This window comes from Paenibacillus septentrionalis (genome assembly GCF_042659865.1).
Taxonomy (GTDB): Bacteria; Bacillota; Bacilli; order Paenibacillales; family Paenibacillaceae; genus Pristimantibacillus; species Pristimantibacillus septentrionalis.
Genome location: NZ_JBHSTE010000003.1, coordinates 409,393 through 424,805, shown reverse-complemented (window position 1 = coordinate 424,805; position 15,413 = coordinate 409,393). Strand labels below are relative to the sequence as shown.

Below are 15,413 nucleotides of genomic sequence, written 5' to 3'. Positions count from 1 at the left end.
AGAGAAGTTGAAAAGAATAGAATGGAGGAACGAAATGATGACAAGTCCGATTGAAAATAAGGTTAAGGGCGTATTTATTCCTGTGAGCAATATTGAGAAAGCGAGAGACTGGTATTGCCGCTTGTTTAAGTTGCCGAGTGATGGTGAAATCTTTTTTGGACATCTCTATGTCCTACCGATGCAGGGTGCTGTAGATATTGTGCTGGACAGTAAAATTTATGCGCCTGATCGTGTAATGAAAGTTCCAGTTGTCCAGTTAGCTACACAGAATATAGAGCAGAGCTATGCGTATATGAAGTCCTTAGAGGTCGAGCTATTAACCGAAATTGAAAATGGACACTGGTTTAACTTTAAGGATCCAGACGGCAACGTACTCATGGTGTGCCAATAGGTACGGATGGCTAACGAATATAAGCGGGGTGTACGATGCAGCAAAGAGTAAAATTTTTTTATAGGCAATTTATAAAACAACCCTTATGGTTTAAGCTCGTCGTGCCGCTGTGTTTTATATCATCGGTGTTATTCAGCAGCTCCTTGTTTACTCAGCCGATCTACGGCAGTCTGTCTAAGCTTGCTGCTGCGATTTTCTTTTGTGTATTTGGCTATAAGCTGAGAAGCAATAAAAAGCTTTCTATTCTGTTTTACGTATTTGCTCTAATCTGTTTGATTTTAGCTTGGACCAGCTGGGAATAACAACGGAAAAGACAAAAGAAGAAAATCATGGAAAACCATGTTAAAATAGTTTGACATGGTTTTTTATGTAGAAAATGCGCGTGGAGGGAGATTACAATGAACAATTTATATGTTATCTCTCTCGAAAGCTGTTCAAAAAGGATTGAACGTAGTCATCAATATAAACGAGCAAGGGGGAGTCAAAGATGAAGATTGCGCTGGTTTTATTTGACGGTGTAACCTTTCTTGATTTTGTTGGTTTTTACGATGTGATTTATCGTTTGAACATGTTTGAGCAAACAAAAGGTACAACGTGGGACATCTGCGGACTTACTGAAGAAGTGACTGATGAGCTTGGCATGAGAGTAAAGGTGAATGTGATCAAGCCTAGTTTATCTCATTACGATCTTGTGTTTATACCTGGGGGGATGGGAACGAGACGATTGAAGGATGATCAGGTCTATATCGATTGGATTCGAACTGCAGAACCAGTGCCTTATAAGGTATCGGTATGTACGGGCTCCTTATTATGGGGAGCAGCAGGGTTTCTGCAGGATAAGAAAGCAACAACACATCCCAATGCCTATGAATTACTGGAGCCTTATTGCGAAGAGGTGGTCCAAGCTCGCATTGTAAGAGACGGAAATGTAATAACAGCAGGTGGTGTTACCACTTCCATCGATCTGGGTATCTATCTTATTGAAAGGTTTGCGGGTGCAGAGGAAGCCGCAATTGTAAAAAAACAGCTCGATTATCCTTATACTGTTCAAGGTATTGTGGAATGAAGCACAGAATGAACATTGTTATCGTATTCACACTTATGGTTGCTGTACTAACGGGCTGTGGGGGCAGTGCTCCTCCAGACGGTGAAGGGTATGTGTTGGAGAAAACCAGCACGGGAGTCTTAATTATAGATCGGCGCATAGTGGACGCGAAGTGGAATGAGATTATAGACGATTACGACGGAGATGCAATTGTACTGCGTACTAATAAAATTGGATTGAAGCAGGGGCAAAAGGTACGCTATTGGCTTGATGGAGGCGTAAACACATCATACCCAGCTCAAGCATTTGCCAAGAAAATTCAAATTATTAACGAACAATAGGAGGCTCTATATGAATACGCTAACCGACCTAATCGAAAAAGCAGAAATTAATTATATGATCGATCGCATGATAGCAATTCAACAGCGTGAGGGCAATCCAGAGGGGATTGAGATCAGACGATTTGGAAGCGCTGTTGCATTCTATAGCAAAACGATGCCGTGGGGCTTGTTTAATAATGTAAAGGGATATCTTCAAGAGGATGTCATTGACGATATTATTCAATTTTATAACGAACGTGATCGCAAATTTGAATTTCAAATCATTCCTAGCAAGGTGAATCCACCCGTATTGGCTATGCTTCATCAGCGATCCTTTTATCAATCGGGCTTTCATACCTCGCTGTTTGCCGAGCCGAGAGCAGTGGAACTGAAGGAGCAGCCGAATATTTATATACGTGAGCTGAAGGAGGAGGAATTCGAGACGTATGCGCGAGTGCATTGTCTAGGCACCGGTCTTTCCTTGTCAGGTCAATCAGCTGTTGCCGCCAACAATCACGTATTGTTCCAGCGTGAAGGATGGCGTTACTATATCGCATATTATTATGACCAACCAGCCGCAGTGGCAGTCATGCATATTGAAGATCAGCTCGCTTCGCTTACGTTCGCAACAACGTTACCGGAATATCGAAGAATGGGATTACAAAGCCAGCTCTTGCAAGCTAGAATCAACGAGGCCTATCACCGTGGATGCAGGCTTGTCGTTGGACAGTGTACGTATGGCTCTGCGAGCCATCGCAATATGGAGCGAGTCGGCATGAAAATTGGCTATACACGCGCCACATGGACAATAGCATCAGAATAACGATGTGCAAAGGAGTATAGTTATGAAAAGTATTAAGCCAGGAAGAGGTCCATCTGCAATGAATGCGGTGGGAGGTATTATTGCTGGCATAGTTGGAGTTATATGGACGATCAGTGCAGCTAGTATGGGTGCTCCTCCAGCTTTTATTATATTTGGCGTGATTTTTATTATCATGGCTATTATTCAGGGCATCTATCATGCAATGAACGCTACTGGAAAACATAGAATGTCGGTTTATGATATTACCGAGCATGAGCCTGATCCGCTTGATCCAGCAACAAGACAAACAGCGAAGCAAGCGAATCAAATGAGAGACATTCAATATTGTCCTTACTGTGGACAACATGTAGCAGATGAAGCGCATGTATTTTGTTCAAGCTGCGGAAATCGAGTTCGTGAACAATAAACAGTAAAATGTGAAAGAGGGCTGCGGATGAAGGCACTGTTAGTTTCGATTCTGCTCTGCAGGATGTCACCAATCGTCTACTCAAAGCAAGAAGTGAGAGATTACGAGGAACTGATAAGCCAGCTTAAGAATAACAATATCCTTCATTACAGCTTGCCGTATCCTAAAAGTAGATTTCTAAATTATTTAGCTTTAACAGGCTTATATGTTTTTCATGGCTCTAATCATAAGAAAATTGATCGGTTTGAACCAAGACAGCAAACACTGTTTAACAATGAGGTGACGAAGGCAGTTTTTGCCTCGGCAGACCCGAATTGGTCAATTTTCTACGCTGTACTGGATCGAACAAAAATAGTAGGAAGCTTTCGTAATGGTTGTGTCTCAAGCAATGGGAAAAGGTATCATTATTATTCGCTAAATGCATCAACACAAAAAAATAATCCTTGGACTGATGGCATGCTTTATATTTTACCCAAGCATTCTTTCGAACGTGCTGATCAAGGCAAGACTTATTTTGATGAATGGATTAGTCACGAACCAGTAGCACCGATTGCCAAGTTAAACGTTTCAATAGAAGACTTTTATTTTATGGATAAGGTTGCAACACATAAGGATAATGAATCATTAGTCAAGACATGGCTGTTGTACAAGGCTAGACTTTTGCTTTCTGGATTAGGCTTAACTAAGTAAGCTGATAAGGGAGAAATGTAAATGAGCAGTGTACCTAATTTGTATTTTGATGGCCAGTTAATCGATGTTCAGTGGGGAAATGAGAAAATCGTTGCCGAATGGTTTGCGAAATATTTTGGGTGGAGCATTCAGCGGCAAGAGCAGTGGAAGGTTGATCCACGCTGCGAGGATGGACAGATGACCCAAATGGAATGGGGGACTTGGATCATTTCCTACATTGCGATGGAGCAGCTGCCACATCATTATGCTGCAAGGAGTGGAGCAGATGGTAATATTCGCTTATGCTTCCGTATAAAAGAGCTGCAAGCGAAGCATCATCTGTTCCAACAGGCGGGTATTCAAGTTACTCCGATCTATAATGGAGCTGGTCCAACCACGTATTTTGATTTTTGGGTTCCGGGCGAAGGATTCAGATTAACACTGCAAGAGGATCGATCAATAGAATCTATGGATAGCGTATTGCCGTCTTGGATTCGCATTGGTGTTATTGATCTGGATCAGTCAGTCGAGTGGCTTACGAAGCATCTGGGCATGAAAATAACAGCCGATCATGCCGATCAGGGCTATATGTTGATGAGCCTTAAGCTAAATCATCTTGACGGAGATTCGCTTTGGGTGATTGAACAGGATGCACAAGCCAGTATAAATAAAGCAGATAGTCAAGTGCAGCCAATCTGCTGGATACAGGAGCGGGACGAGTTTTTTCGCTATCATCAATTTTTAATCGATTCCGGTGTTGAAACCTCTGATATTGGTGGCTTTGTTACAAGAGGCATGGTTAGCTTTCATTGTTATGACCCAAATGGCAATCGATATAACTTTAGCAGTATGTAAGCTTCTAACCGGATTGTTAACTGTATTGTACGAACATGATCTATATTTGAACATAGAGAGTACAGGAGGTCGTATGCATTTTACGTATCGCAAGCTTATGGTTCTAGTAAGCATTCTATTTCTTATACTGATTACCGTAATGCTCATGCTTTTTAATAATCGCTATTACTTGCCGCCGCTGCCTTTTGATAACCTCTCGAAAAAGGAAGTCTATCAAACTGCAAGAGACAATTCAGGGATGACCTATCTAACAACGAATCGTGGCCACAATTGGTATATTGTGAGAGGCAACGCGCTTGACGGGTCTAATGAGTTAATTGCACAGCTGAAGCAGCAAGGTTATACGTTTAAGGAGCAAATGGGAGCAGCCTATATGTTTGCGTCACCAGATGAATCGGAAACGTTAATTGTCAGTTCTCAAATGTGGACAGGGAAGTTTGTACTGTTTCAACTGCCGGAAGAGATAAGGCTGAAGAAAGCCAATGTAGGTGAATCGGAGGAATGATGGTGAAAAAGTTATCAAAGGTTCGATTAGAGCGAGCTGGGCAATTTCTATGCACAGAGGCAAGAGCGCTTGAACGGGCATGGTATCAATACGAATTTGAGAACGGCAGTGATGAGGCAGTATGGAAGGAACTGCTAGCGTTTCAAAATGAAGATGGCGGCTTTGGACAGGGTCTCGAGCCTGATCTAAGATGCAAGGCTTCATCCGCACTTGCAACTACCGTTGCCCTGCAGCATGCATCGCTTCTTCCACCTTCCGAATGGAAGGAAACGATGATTAAGGACTGCTTTCGCTATTTTGCTCAGACCTATCAGGCTGATAAATGGGGCTGGGAGATCATTCCACAGGAAGCCGATCAGGAGCCTCGTGCCAACTGGTGGAACTACTCCGAGCATTCGGAGCATTGGGGCAATCCTAACGCAGAGATATTGGCCTATCTGTTAAGTTATGGGCATAATGCCAACGATGAATTGCGTTCCTTAAGCAGTAAGCTGCTCGACTATGCATTGATCTACTTGCAGGAGACATGCACGCGCCATGAAATGCATGAGTTATTTTGTTTTCTAAGGCTGTATGATGAGTTGCCCGCACATGCTCAAAAGGCGGTTGCCGAGCCTATGAAGCAGTTTGTGATGCAAAGCGTAGTGAGCAATCATGAGGATCGTAACGGCTATTGTGCTGTGCCATTACAGGTAGCTGCCTCTCCAACCTCTCGTTTTTATTCTTTATTTGCAGAGGCGATCCCGCATGATTTGGATCAGCTCATTGATGAACAGAGTGAACAAGGAACGTGGGGACCGAATTGGGCGTGGGGAAGGTATGAAGAACAATGGCGAGCGGCTAAACAGGAGTGGACAGGCATTATTACGCTTCAAAATCTTCGCATTCTGAAAGCCTATGGAAGAATCGAGTAGGACGAGCCTCAATTGAAAGGGAGAGATATCATGGAAAGAAGCTTTCCGCGAATTGGCTATGTATATGTTCCGACTTCCAATATTTCAGCATCAATTGAGTGGTACACCACCTATTTGAACTTCAAGCTGATGAACAAATTTGAGGATCGTGGATCTTATGTGGCTGTTCTACATCACCCGCATAAGCACGCGATTGCATTACTTTTAGTAGAAACCGACCAGCCAGATCGGCTGGCAATCAACCGAAATGGCAAGCCATTCCCGATCATGGCGATCAATTGCTCGAATATCGAACAGACACACCAGCTGTGGAAAGAGCAGCAGCTTGACGTGGACGAACTCCATATACTAGGTAATGGAGAAGCCAAGTACTTTTATTTTCGCGACAATGAAGGTAATTTACTTGAAGCTGCATGGTCAATCTGGGATACGGACGATGAGTGGAAGTTCTAGCGTAAGTTACTAGCAACAGATTGGCGTGCGCAAGCTAGCGTCTGCTAGATAATATACGGCTTATCCATTGTGCATCTCTTCCAACCCCAGCTAGAAGTGCTGAACCACGATGGGACTGCCATGGCAATCCAACAAAATAAAGCCCTTCGATACTAGTTGCGCCTCGTGTATGATCGGGTAAGCCCTTATCTCCAATTGAAAGAGGGAGCTTGATCCAGCTGTAATCTGCTCGAAAGCCAGTAGCCCAGATCACATTGGATACTTCCAGCCTGCTTTGATCGGCAAAGACCATCTCGCGCTTTAAGCTACCGACTGTTCCAGGTTTCAAGGATATCTGTCCTTGTTTAATTGCATCTTGCAGCTCCAATCCGAATATCGGGTCACCTCTTTTTTGAAGCAACCTTGCAGGGAGGCTTTCAGTCGGTGCGTAGAGCAGACCAAGCTTATCTAGCCACCAAAATATGCTTTTGCGCCATATGTGAAGCGGCAAAAAACTTGGTTGACGGTGAACGGATAGCGTCACTTGACGTTCCTTTGCTAGCTCAACCGCAAGCTGTGCACCCGAATTTCCTCCTCCGACAATCAAAACATTACCATCCTGCAAATCAGACGAATTATGAAATTGTGATGTGTGCAGTTGAAGAACAGAGCCATCCAGTTGTGATGCATACGCAGGAATATTAGGCAGCTGAAACGGACCTGTTGCAACAATTACCTGCTTCGCAAGCAGCATTCCTTTATTCGTTTCGATTAAAAAGTGCTTATCTGGTTTACTTAAGGAGACAACCTTCGTATCAAGCTGAACGGCAAACTGGAAATGCTCTGCATACCGTTCCAAATAATCTGCTATTTCATCCTTTGCAGGAAATTGTTCCGCTTCTCCATCAAGAAAGAGTCCAGGGAGCTGACTATATCGTTTGGGAGTGAACAGTGTTAACGAATCATAGCGACGCCGCCAGCTGTCACCAATGCGTTGTTCACTATCAAGCAATAGAAAGTCAATCCCTTCTTCTTTTAGATAATAGGCAGCAGCAAGTCCAGCTTGACCTGAGCCGATAATAATGGCTTCATAGAGATTAGTAGAAGGATTCATGGTTTCATCACCTACAATAGTGTTATATATGAGCATATATTCATATATAACACTATTGTAGTTTTATTCTTCTGTCAATACTGTTTATTGAATATTGTGCAAAAATACAAATGCTTGCAGATCAGCTTGAACAGCCAAGCTGGTCGAATGGCATATACTTATGGAGATGATTTTATGAATCGTGTAATGGTAATCGGTTCTCCAGGTTCAGGAAAATCAACACTATCACAGCATCTAGGTCGCCATTACAAGCTGCCAGTTATCCATCTAGATAAACATTATTGGCTAGCCAATTGGACACCTCGTGACAACGACTCCTTTGATCAAATGCTAGAGCAATTTGCTTCACAGGAGCAATGGGTGATAGACGGCAACTATTCACGAACGATGGATATTCGATTAAAACGGGCGGAGCAAGTGATATGGCTGGATATGCCGACATGGTTGTGCCTATATCGTGTTTTCAAAAGAAGGCTAATCTACCACAAAAAAAGCAGACCCGACATGAATGAAGAATGTCAGGAGAAGCTCGACCTTGCATTTTTGAAATGGGTATGGAATTATCGCAAGCGAAGTCGTCCTGCTACGATCCAAAAGCTTCGTGAGGGTTCAGCGCATACAGAGGTTATTATATTAAAAAGCAAGGCAGAGGTAGCAGCGTATATAGATTCCTTGCCAGTTGAATAAGTCGATTGCAGAAACGTGATGATTTAGACGATTAATATTCATACATGTACGACTCAAACATGACTTGAAATTAATAGAAATGATCATTTTTATGCATGTTATGACAAAAAAAGATGATTTGATTATGTTTATGACAAGTTTTTAGGATTCAATGATAAAATAGGACCAAAGGGGTGAGCTTAACGTCCTAGTTGCTAGTAATTGATGATAAGCCGCCTTATAGTAGCTCTGCAATTTGTCTCCTCTCATTTAAGTGCTTTGCACACCTATCCCAAGCAGCATGTATCCCCACTAATCGAATAAACAATAGGAAGAGTTTTGGTGCGAACGATCTTTATGTGCCAGGGCTCTTCTTTAGGTTGTCAAGTAAAATGAATTATTAAATTTGCCACAAATTGGACTTAAGCCGTTGTAATTATGTTAAGATTAGAATGATCTATATATAAACATCCAGGTTAACGATGGCAATTTATTAGATAGTTTCCAACAATAACATGTTTATAATGGAGGTGCATCATGATCATAATGATTAATGGAGCATTCGGTGCTGGCAAAACTTCAGCAGCATATATGCTTCATCAGATGCTTGACAATAGTCTAGTATTTGATCCGGAAGAGATAGGGGATATGTTAAGGAAGATTGTGCCAGAGCATATACGAGATGAAAAAGAACGAACAGATGACTTTCAAGATATGGAGCTGTGGAGAATTCTCACCGTCGATACAGCACGCGAATTAATAGGAAAGTATAACAAGGATCTTATTATCCCGATGACGATCTATAAAACGGATAATTTTGAATACATTTTGAATGGTTTGAAATCCATTGACCCCGCTTTGCATCATTTCTGTCTGTTAGCCTCCGAATCAACCATCAAACAACGGCTGCAAAAACGTGGAGACGCGTTGGACGGATGGACATATCAGCAAACATTAAAATGTACGCAAGCTCTTACGGATTCACGCTTCGAACAATTTATCGAAACGGACAACATTTCGATTGATGATGTTGTGAATACGATTACGGAGAAGCTTGCCATATATCAAGACTGTACTCAATAGATAGATCTACATGTTAAGGGCCCGAAGTTAGATATCTCTAAAACGTATAAGTGTATAGCCGAAACCATACATAAGTTACTTGAATACTTGCACTTGATAGTAGAGAGCAGGAAAACAAGACTTAAGTTGTGTTTCGGTTTTTTTGTAGATAAAAATGAATGAATTGTATAGTATGGATGTAAGTGGGAATTAAAAGGAGGCCTCTTTCATGTTGGATACGCTATTACTAATTATAGTGGTGGGGCTGCTGCTCCATATTAATAGAAAGCTTGGACCACTCCAACGCGATCCTGTTGAGGAGGCGCTTGAAAGAGATCGTAAAAACCGTGAAAGGAAGATAGATACATAATGGATGTTATTGTCATTTTATTGCTAATTGTTGTCATTATCGGCTTTGCAGGAATCATTGGCAACCAGACGGCAACCTTAAGGCAGCTGGAGCAGATGCAGCATACGCTTGAACGAATCTCGGCGTCCAATGAATCGAAAAAGCGCGATGGATTTTTGTAGTTCATATTGTCAGCCATGCCAAGCAATAAATGGCTTCTAGTAAATCTCACGGCCCGACTTGCAACGGGCGAACATGACATGATAAGGTAGAACACAACACCACTGAAGAGAGCAATAGGAGGAAGTCAATGCTGTTAGCTAATAAAAACATCGTCATTATGGGCGTAGCCAATGAAAGAAGCATCGCCTGGGGAGTTGCCAAGTCGTTGCATGAGCAAGGGGCGAACTTAATTTTTACATATCGCAAGGAGCGTTCACTGCAAAAGCTGCAACAGCTGTTGGAAAAGGAGCAAATTCCAGCTACAGCAGTAGTAAGCTGTGATGTTGACAACGATGATAGTATCGTAGCTGCCTTTGCAGATATTGGTCAGCAGGTAGGAGTATTGCACGGTCTTGTCCATTCCATCGCATTCGCAGAGAAGGAAGAGCTGCAAGGAGAATATGCCGATACCTCGCGAGCAGGTTATCTGACCGCTCAAAATGCGAGTGCGTATTCTTTCGTGGCAGTAGCCCGCGAAGCGAAGAAGCTGATGACGGAAGGCGGCAGCCTCGTCACGCAAAGCTATATTGGAGCAGAGCGTGTCATGAAAAATTATAATGTGATGGGTGTAGCGAAAGCTGCGCTTGAAGCAAGTGTTCGTTACTTGGCGGAGGATCTTGGCAAATACAATATACGTGTAAATGCGGTGTCGGCTGGACCGATTCGTACTTTAGCTGCTAAAGGAGTTTCTGGCTTTAATGACATTATGTCCGTTATTGAGGAGCGCGCACCGCTTAGACGGAATATCGACCAGTCCGAGGTTGGCGATGCAACGATGTTTCTAATTAGCCATTTGTCACGAGGTATTACTGGCGAGGTGCTTCATGTCGATGCAGGCTATCATGTAATAGGCATGTAGCGGAAAAATTGACAAATTTGGTAAAATTCAATAACTGCAAAACATTATAAGAAAATAAGCGTCCATCTTAGTGTACTGTACAACGAGATGGACGCTTTTTGTTTGCTGAAGAGCTACTTGTTACGGTTAATTAGCTTGAAGTCATCATAATGGAAGCCTGGAGACACGATGCAGGAAACGAGCACAGGCTCATCACCAAGCGGTTTCGCCATCTGCCACTCATTAGCAGGAACGAGTGCCTGAAGCTGTTGACCAGCCGCAATATCAGGACCAACGATGATCTCCTTGCGTACAGTTGGATCCTTGTCAGTGCCGCCTAAGCATAACAGCAGCGGACTTCCTGAATGCCAGAGCCACAGCTCATCAGAATATACAGTATGCCAATCAGAAAACTCATCGGGATGAAGCAAAAAGTAAATAGAAGAAGCCGCTGGGCGCGGTCCGGAATACGGCTCGCCAAGCACATGCTGTGGAATCGTGAAGTTAGCCTTCCATAGCTCCTTGTACCAGCCGCCTTCAATATGAGGCTGTAATCCTAGTAGCTCAACAAGTGGGGAATGTGGTTTGTTCGGTTGCATCATAACGCTCCTATCTGTGCTTCTATATGGAAGCTGTGTAATGTAGTTCGATATGGACCAATAAGTATCTTTATATCGTAAATTAACGAAAAAGTACATAGCAGCACAACATTAGCATTATAAATAATGGATGCTGCTACAAACGAGTGAAGTGAGGAGATCGAATGAACGTTTTTCCGGAGCTGAACACTGAGCGGTTTTGGTTAAGACGCTTAACGCTTAATGACAGTGCTGCCCTCTTTGATTATTTTTCTAATGATGACGTGACACGCTACTACGATCTGGAAACCTTAACATCTATTGAGCAAGCAAGACAAATCATAATGAATTGGCAGCTTAGATGGGAGCAGGATGAAACAATTCGATGGGGCATATGTGTTAACGGGCATAATACGGTTATTGGTACAATTGGCTTTCATAACTGGTCTGCTCTGCATCAACGAACAGAAGTTGGGTATGAACTTGCTCCTCAGTACTGGCGGCAAGGTATTATGAGTGAATGCTTGCAGGAAGTGCTTCGCTTTGGATTTGTAGAGATGGGATTTAATCGAATCGAGGCCTTGATTGATCCCGATAATGTATCGTCGAGAAAGCTATTGGAGAAATGCGGACTCAAACAGGAAGGTCTGCTGCGCGACTATTTATTTGAGAAAGGGAAGTTTGTGGATGCTGCTATATTCTCGAGATTAAAAAAGGAATACATCACATCGTAACAGCCCATTAATAGAAGAGGAGTAAGGATATGCCCTTTACCATTTCACATGCTTTTTTTGCACTGCCTATTCGTCATATCCATGTTCAATTTTTTAGCGTGACAGGCTTGGTTCTTGGTAGCATGGCTCCTGATCTGGAGTACTTTTTATATTTGGAGCCACATCGCGGCATCGGTCATACATGGCAGGGTCTTCTGCTGCAAGCCTTGCCATTGTGTCTACTATTGGCTGCTTTGTTTCATTATATTGTAAAGATGCCTCTCTCTCAGCATCTCCCGAGTACCTATAAGCTTGATGCGAGATGCGCTGCACTGCTCCGACGTGAGCAGCTGCGTTCGCTGAAAGATTGGGGAATCTTGATACTGTCTATTATAATCGGCTTTGTTACTCATATTGTGATTGACGAGTTTACCCATGCTGGCAGCTCGCTAGCGCATATCTTCCCTTGGATATGGCAGTATGAACTGCTTGGCCTGCCAATATACAAGCTGTTGCAGTACGGTGGATCTATTATTGGACTAATTGGACTTGCTGTCATTCTTTGTTTTCGACTGGCACGCGAGCAGGTGGAGTCAGACGCTGAGGCAACGGCTAGCTCCAAGCAGAAGCTGCTGTTCTGGCTGCTAGTTGTGCTATTCTCCGTACTTGTTACGTTGCTGAAGCTAATGCTCAGCCCAAGTGAGAATACGATAGGGATATTGGTTGTTGCACCGATATCCGGCGCAGTGGTAGGATTAGTGTTAACTTCACTTATTGTGCAACGGCTTTCACATTAAAACAAAAGGAGGAGCAGATCATGTCATCGATTATTGAGTTTTACAACCAAGTGGATGAAGAGCAGCGCTTTGCGAGAAATTCCAGAGCTATTGAATGGTTTACGACGATTAAAATATTGGAGGAACAGATCTCTCCTCCACAATCTATTCTAGAACTAGGGGCTGGAAGAGGCGCTTACGCGCTGCACTACGCTGCCTTGGGTCATGCTGTCACGGCGTTGGATCTTACACCGAGCAATGTTGAGGTTATACGGCAACGGGCTCGTGAGCGCTCGCTCGTACTGGATGCGGTTGAGGGAGATGCAACGGATCTGTCGCCATTTGCAGATGCAAGCTTTCAGCATGTACTTATGCTTGGACCGTATTACCATGTCACTGACGAGAAGGCGAGAGCGCGTCTGTTGCAGGAAGCTATTCGGGTGCTGCAGCCAGGCGGACTGCTGGCGATTGCTTATATTAATAAATTCTCTGTTGTGCCAATGCTCGTGAAGAAGCTGCCAGCATATATGCGTCAGGCAACGCTGAAGCACGTTATGGATCGAGGGTACTTAAAAGGGGATGATCCTGATAACTTTTGGATTGATTCCTACTACACAACGCCTGAAGAAATCGAGCGAACGATTACTGCATTAAAGCTTACGATTGTCGATCATGTCGCGACTGACGGATTAAGTCATACGATTGATCAGGAAGTAGATGCGCTCGATGAGCAACAATACGAGCTCTATCGTTCCTATCATTTGGCAACCTGTCGAGAGCGCAGCATGCTGGGAATTAGTACGCATGGGCTGCTGCTTGCACGCAAAGATTAGCCTAATAACATCATAGGTGAACATTCAAAAGACTCCAGCTGCTATAGCTCCAGCAGCTGGAGTCTTTTTGCTTGGAAAGTCATGAGCTGCCTTGCCGCGAGGCCGTAGTCAGTGGAGTGACATGTTTGCTTAATGACAGGCATAGGATAACAATAGGCTTGTTTTTCTTAGGAAGCTCAGCTTTATCATTAGGAGTGCTCTAGGTGAAGAGAGGTGGACGTAATGGGCTATGTGATCATCGCTCTTAACATCGTCATTATATGTATATTGCTAGATTTAAGAATGAGTTTGCCTGAACGCGATTATGTCGAAGAGGCCATGATCCGAGATGCGAAGACGCGCGCACAGAAAAATCGCAATAAAAAACTATAGTAGTAGCCGTTGGCAAGACTCAACTATGAATGAAAATGCTACACATAAGAACGCTTTGGTGATTTTGTCGAAATTTTTGGTATTATGGTGATAATTCTATCCCGATAACGTATAGAAAGGCGTTTGAAAAAGATGATGGTTATCATTTACGGCATACTGGAATTCACCATTTTATTTTTAGCATTCTTTTATGTGATCAGTGAGCGTCCATCGATTAGGCAGCTGCTGATGTATGCTAGCGGTGTTGTCTTCCCTACGATCTTAATTAGTTTCTACGCTAATCATATTGCTTCGATTCTATATATGGTTGCAGCCACGCTGCTGTTGTACTATAGCTTCGTTCGTTCGATATTTTCATTCATCACGGTATGCGTCATTATAGTGAGCGCCATTATTTCTGATCATTTTTCTATGCTGCTGCAGCCGCTGCTTTACAATCTCTTTGGAGAATGGTCTGCAGCTTCTACTGTCGTCCTGAATGTTCTGACGCTTTCACTGCTTATTTACTTGTACAAGCAGCTCATTTATCGTCAATTTCAAATGCTTGATTTGCCTTGGTATATTCAAGTGGCACTTGTCACGGTACTGCTAAGCACAGTATTAGTCGTTTACATGAATGTCTTTGACGCAGCAGGACGTTCGAATGAGATTATATTATTAAATCTGTTCATACAGGCGGGCTACTTTATTGCTATCATGGTGCTCTGCAGCCTGCTGTTCATCTATATGAGAAAACGCAATGCCATTCACCAAAAGGAAATGGAGCAAAAGCAATTTCTTCAATATATGAAGGAGCTGGAGCTAGTTAATCAGGATATGCACAAGTTCAGGCATGACTATGTCAATATCCTGCTGACGATGCGTGGCTTTTTAGATGACAATAACTTGGAGGGGCTCCGTACATACTTTCATGAGCATATTATTAAAGTAGAGCAGCAAACGCTTAAGCACAATTTGATGTTCATGCAATTCAAAAATATTAAAATTCAAGAGCTTAAAGGACTAATTGCAACCAAGCTAATTACCGCAGAAAAAAACAAGATTTTCGTCAATGTAGAAATTCCGGATTTAATTACTTCGGTTGATATGGATATTATTGATCTGGCAAGAGTGACCGGTATTTTGCTGGATAATGCAATAGAAGCAAGTGAATCTGTTGATCATGCCCGTATTAATCTTGGCATGATCCATACGATTCAAGGACATGTACTTATTATTGTAGAAAATCGTACCACACTGGAAAACTGCAATGTTCATCGAATTTTTGAAGAGAATTATTCTACGAAAGGAAAGCATCGTGGGTTGGGATTAGCTACGGTAAACAAAATTGTGAGCCGATATCCGAATGTACAGCTTGAAACCTTGACTGACCAAAACTGGTTTACTCAAAGACTTACGATTCGTACCATTGCTGCAACAGGTCCAGCCGTGAAAACAGGCTCGGCTTAGCGGATGTATTGTGACATACTCCAACGAAAAGCTGACCATTGTGAAATTCGCAATGGTCAGCTTTTCGTTATGTATAGGGTA

General features: G+C 42.9%; 23 protein-coding genes. 21 read left to right on the top strand and 2 right to left on the bottom strand.

Annotated features, from left to right (window positions below; translation table 11 throughout):
- Positions 1 to 37 precede the first annotated feature (37 nt).
- From ACFP56_RS10235 to ACFP56_RS10185, 11 genes are all read left to right on the top strand, one after another.
- A complete protein-coding gene (locus ACFP56_RS10235) occupies positions 38 to 391 on the top strand; it encodes a VOC family protein (protein ID WP_379234665.1) in 354 nt (117 codons plus the stop codon).
- 35 nt (positions 392 to 426) lie between these two features.
- Positions 427 to 693 carry a hypothetical protein gene (locus ACFP56_RS10230; RefSeq protein WP_379234006.1) on the top strand — a complete coding sequence of 89 codons (267 nt, stop codon included), beginning with the start codon at positions 427 to 429 and terminating at the stop codon, positions 691 to 693.
- Positions 694 to 878: 185 nt separating this feature from the next.
- The gene (locus ACFP56_RS10225; protein WP_379234004.1) at positions 879 to 1,457 is read left to right on the top strand and encodes a DJ-1/PfpI family protein; all 579 of its coding nucleotides are present in this window, start codon (positions 879 to 881) and stop codon (positions 1,455 to 1,457) included.
- On the top strand, positions 1,454 to 1,777 hold the full coding sequence (locus tag ACFP56_RS10220; protein WP_379234002.1) for a DUF3221 domain-containing protein: 324 nt from the start codon (positions 1,454 to 1,456) through the stop codon (positions 1,775 to 1,777). Before ACFP56_RS10225 ends, ACFP56_RS10220 begins: the two co-directional genes overlap by 4 nt.
- Before the next feature lie 10 nt (positions 1,778 to 1,787).
- On the top strand, positions 1,788 to 2,579 hold the full coding sequence (locus tag ACFP56_RS10215; protein ID WP_379234000.1) for a GNAT family N-acetyltransferase: 792 nt from the start codon (positions 1,788 to 1,790) through the stop codon (positions 2,577 to 2,579).
- Between the two features lie 22 nt (positions 2,580 to 2,601).
- Positions 2,602 to 2,985, top strand: coding sequence for a zinc ribbon domain-containing protein (locus ACFP56_RS10210; RefSeq protein ID WP_379233998.1), 384 nt, complete (start codon positions 2,602 to 2,604; stop codon positions 2,983 to 2,985).
- 27 nt (positions 2,986 to 3,012) lie between these two features.
- Positions 3,013 to 3,675 carry a hypothetical protein gene (locus ACFP56_RS10205; protein ID WP_379233996.1) on the top strand — a complete coding sequence of 221 codons (663 nt, stop codon included), beginning with the start codon at positions 3,013 to 3,015 and terminating at the stop codon, positions 3,673 to 3,675.
- A gap of 21 nt (positions 3,676 to 3,696) precedes the next feature.
- Positions 3,697 to 4,509, top strand: coding sequence for a VOC family protein (locus tag ACFP56_RS10200; RefSeq protein WP_379233995.1), 813 nt, complete (start codon positions 3,697 to 3,699; stop codon positions 4,507 to 4,509).
- 73 nt (positions 4,510 to 4,582) lie between these two features.
- Positions 4,583 to 5,014, top strand: a complete 432-nt coding sequence (locus ACFP56_RS10195) for a hypothetical protein (RefSeq protein WP_379233994.1) — start codon at positions 4,583 to 4,585, stop codon at positions 5,012 to 5,014.
- Between the two features lie 2 nt (positions 5,015 to 5,016).
- Positions 5,017 to 5,928, top strand: coding sequence for a hypothetical protein (locus ACFP56_RS10190; protein ID WP_379233992.1), 912 nt, complete (start codon positions 5,017 to 5,019; stop codon positions 5,926 to 5,928).
- 30 nt (positions 5,929 to 5,958) lie between these two features.
- Positions 5,959 to 6,381, top strand: a complete 423-nt coding sequence (locus tag ACFP56_RS10185) for a VOC family protein (protein WP_379233990.1) — start codon at positions 5,959 to 5,961, stop codon at positions 6,379 to 6,381.
- 34 nt (positions 6,382 to 6,415) lie between these two features.
- Here ACFP56_RS10185 and ACFP56_RS10180 read toward each other — a convergent pair whose 3' ends face one another.
- Positions 6,416 to 7,474 (bottom strand): flavin-containing monooxygenase, encoded by a 1,059-nt coding sequence (locus ACFP56_RS10180; RefSeq protein WP_379233988.1) that lies wholly within the window; start codon positions 7,472 to 7,474, stop codon positions 6,416 to 6,418.
- Between the two features lie 174 nt (positions 7,475 to 7,648).
- Between ACFP56_RS10180 and ACFP56_RS10175 the strand changes: the two genes are divergently transcribed.
- From ACFP56_RS10175 to fabI, 5 genes are all read left to right on the top strand, one after another.
- Complete coding sequence (locus ACFP56_RS10175) at positions 7,649 to 8,161, top strand: DNA topology modulation protein (RefSeq protein WP_379233986.1); 513 nt, start codon at positions 7,649 to 7,651, stop codon at positions 8,159 to 8,161.
- A 516-nt stretch (positions 8,162 to 8,677) separates the two neighbouring features.
- Positions 8,678 to 9,223: an AAA family ATPase gene (locus tag ACFP56_RS10170; RefSeq protein ID WP_379233984.1), complete on the top strand. Its 546-nt coding sequence runs from the start codon at positions 8,678 to 8,680 to the stop codon at positions 9,221 to 9,223.
- Between the two features lie 208 nt (positions 9,224 to 9,431).
- Positions 9,432 to 9,572, top strand: coding sequence for a hypothetical protein (locus ACFP56_RS10165; RefSeq protein WP_379233982.1), 141 nt, complete (start codon positions 9,432 to 9,434; stop codon positions 9,570 to 9,572).
- Entirely contained in the window at positions 9,572 to 9,733 is a 162-nt protein-coding gene (locus tag ACFP56_RS10160; RefSeq protein ID WP_379233980.1) for a hypothetical protein, read from the top strand. The genes ACFP56_RS10165 and ACFP56_RS10160 overlap by 1 nt, the downstream gene beginning before the upstream one ends.
- 128 nt (positions 9,734 to 9,861) lie before the next feature.
- On the top strand, positions 9,862 to 10,632 hold the full coding sequence (gene fabI, locus ACFP56_RS10155) for an enoyl-ACP reductase FabI (RefSeq protein ID WP_379233978.1): 771 nt from the start codon (positions 9,862 to 9,864) through the stop codon (positions 10,630 to 10,632).
- Positions 10,633 to 10,745: 113 nt separating this feature from the next.
- On the opposite strand, the gene ACFP56_RS10150 is transcribed toward fabI, so the two are convergent.
- Positions 10,746 to 11,210, bottom strand: a complete 465-nt coding sequence (locus ACFP56_RS10150) for a cupin domain-containing protein (protein WP_379233976.1) — start codon at positions 11,208 to 11,210, stop codon at positions 10,746 to 10,748.
- Positions 11,211 to 11,374: 164 nt separating this feature from the next.
- On the opposite strand from ACFP56_RS10150, the gene ACFP56_RS10145 reads away from it, so the two are divergent.
- From ACFP56_RS10145 to ACFP56_RS10125, 5 genes are all read left to right on the top strand, one after another.
- Positions 11,375 to 11,923: a GNAT family N-acetyltransferase gene (locus tag ACFP56_RS10145; protein WP_379233974.1), complete on the top strand. Its 549-nt coding sequence runs from the start codon at positions 11,375 to 11,377 to the stop codon at positions 11,921 to 11,923.
- A 29-nt stretch (positions 11,924 to 11,952) separates the two neighbouring features.
- Positions 11,953 to 12,699 carry a DUF4184 family protein gene (locus tag ACFP56_RS10140; protein WP_379233972.1) on the top strand — a complete coding sequence of 249 codons (747 nt, stop codon included), beginning with the start codon at positions 11,953 to 11,955 and terminating at the stop codon, positions 12,697 to 12,699.
- A gap of 20 nt (positions 12,700 to 12,719) precedes the next feature.
- Positions 12,720 to 13,511, top strand: a complete 792-nt coding sequence (locus tag ACFP56_RS10135) for a class I SAM-dependent methyltransferase (RefSeq protein ID WP_379233970.1) — start codon at positions 12,720 to 12,722, stop codon at positions 13,509 to 13,511.
- A 222-nt stretch (positions 13,512 to 13,733) separates the two neighbouring features.
- A complete protein-coding gene (locus tag ACFP56_RS10130; protein WP_379233968.1) occupies positions 13,734 to 13,883 on the top strand; it encodes a hypothetical protein in 150 nt (49 codons plus the stop codon).
- A 132-nt stretch (positions 13,884 to 14,015) separates the two neighbouring features.
- Complete coding sequence (locus ACFP56_RS10125; RefSeq protein WP_379233966.1) at positions 14,016 to 15,332, top strand: sensor histidine kinase; 1,317 nt, start codon at positions 14,016 to 14,018, stop codon at positions 15,330 to 15,332.
- The last annotated feature ends 81 nt before the right edge of the window (positions 15,333 to 15,413 follow it).

Excerpts from the sequence above, each read along its gene's own strand:
- ACFP56_RS10125 (WP_379233966.1), top strand. The coding sequence starts at position 14,016 with ATGATGGTTATCATTTACGGCATACTGGAATTCACCATTTTATTTTTA.
- ACFP56_RS10200 (WP_379233995.1), top strand. The coding sequence starts at position 3,697 with ATGAGCAGTGTACCTAATTTGTATTTTGATGGCCAGTTAATCGATGTT.
- fabI (WP_379233978.1), top strand. The coding sequence starts at position 9,862 with ATGCTGTTAGCTAATAAAAACATCGTCATTATGGGCGTAGCCAATGAA.
- ACFP56_RS10235 (WP_379234665.1), top strand. The coding sequence starts at position 38 with ATGACAAGTCCGATTGAAAATAAGGTTAAGGGCGTATTTATTCCTGTG.
- ACFP56_RS10230 (WP_379234006.1), top strand. The coding sequence starts at position 427 with ATGCAGCAAAGAGTAAAATTTTTTTATAGGCAATTTATAAAACAACCC.
- ACFP56_RS10150 (WP_379233976.1), bottom strand. The coding sequence starts at position 11,210 with ATGCAACCGAACAAACCACATTCCCCACTTGTTGAGCTACTAGGATTA.
- ACFP56_RS10160 (WP_379233980.1), top strand. The coding sequence starts at position 9,572 with ATGGATGTTATTGTCATTTTATTGCTAATTGTTGTCATTATCGGCTTT.
- ACFP56_RS10170 (WP_379233984.1), top strand. The coding sequence starts at position 8,678 with ATGATCATAATGATTAATGGAGCATTCGGTGCTGGCAAAACTTCAGCA.
- ACFP56_RS10215 (WP_379234000.1), top strand. The coding sequence starts at position 1,788 with ATGAATACGCTAACCGACCTAATCGAAAAAGCAGAAATTAATTATATG.
- ACFP56_RS10145 (WP_379233974.1), top strand. The coding sequence starts at position 11,375 with ATGAACGTTTTTCCGGAGCTGAACACTGAGCGGTTTTGGTTAAGACGC.
- ACFP56_RS10180 (WP_379233988.1), bottom strand. The coding sequence starts at position 7,474 with ATGAATCCTTCTACTAATCTCTATGAAGCCATTATTATCGGCTCAGGT.
- ACFP56_RS10205 (WP_379233996.1), top strand. The coding sequence starts at position 3,013 with ATGAAGGCACTGTTAGTTTCGATTCTGCTCTGCAGGATGTCACCAATC.
- ACFP56_RS10210 (WP_379233998.1), top strand. The coding sequence starts at position 2,602 with ATGAAAAGTATTAAGCCAGGAAGAGGTCCATCTGCAATGAATGCGGTG.
- ACFP56_RS10195 (WP_379233994.1), top strand. The coding sequence starts at position 4,583 with ATGCATTTTACGTATCGCAAGCTTATGGTTCTAGTAAGCATTCTATTT.
- ACFP56_RS10130 (WP_379233968.1), top strand. The coding sequence starts at position 13,734 with ATGGGCTATGTGATCATCGCTCTTAACATCGTCATTATATGTATATTG.
- ACFP56_RS10225 (WP_379234004.1), top strand. The coding sequence starts at position 879 with ATGAAGATTGCGCTGGTTTTATTTGACGGTGTAACCTTTCTTGATTTT.
- ACFP56_RS10185 (WP_379233990.1), top strand. The coding sequence starts at position 5,959 with ATGGAAAGAAGCTTTCCGCGAATTGGCTATGTATATGTTCCGACTTCC.
- ACFP56_RS10165 (WP_379233982.1), top strand. The coding sequence starts at position 9,432 with ATGTTGGATACGCTATTACTAATTATAGTGGTGGGGCTGCTGCTCCAT.
- ACFP56_RS10220 (WP_379234002.1), top strand. The coding sequence starts at position 1,454 with ATGAAGCACAGAATGAACATTGTTATCGTATTCACACTTATGGTTGCT.
- ACFP56_RS10135 (WP_379233970.1), top strand. The coding sequence starts at position 12,720 with ATGTCATCGATTATTGAGTTTTACAACCAAGTGGATGAAGAGCAGCGC.
- ACFP56_RS10140 (WP_379233972.1), top strand. The coding sequence starts at position 11,953 with ATGCCCTTTACCATTTCACATGCTTTTTTTGCACTGCCTATTCGTCAT.
- ACFP56_RS10175 (WP_379233986.1), top strand. The coding sequence starts at position 7,649 with ATGAATCGTGTAATGGTAATCGGTTCTCCAGGTTCAGGAAAATCAACA.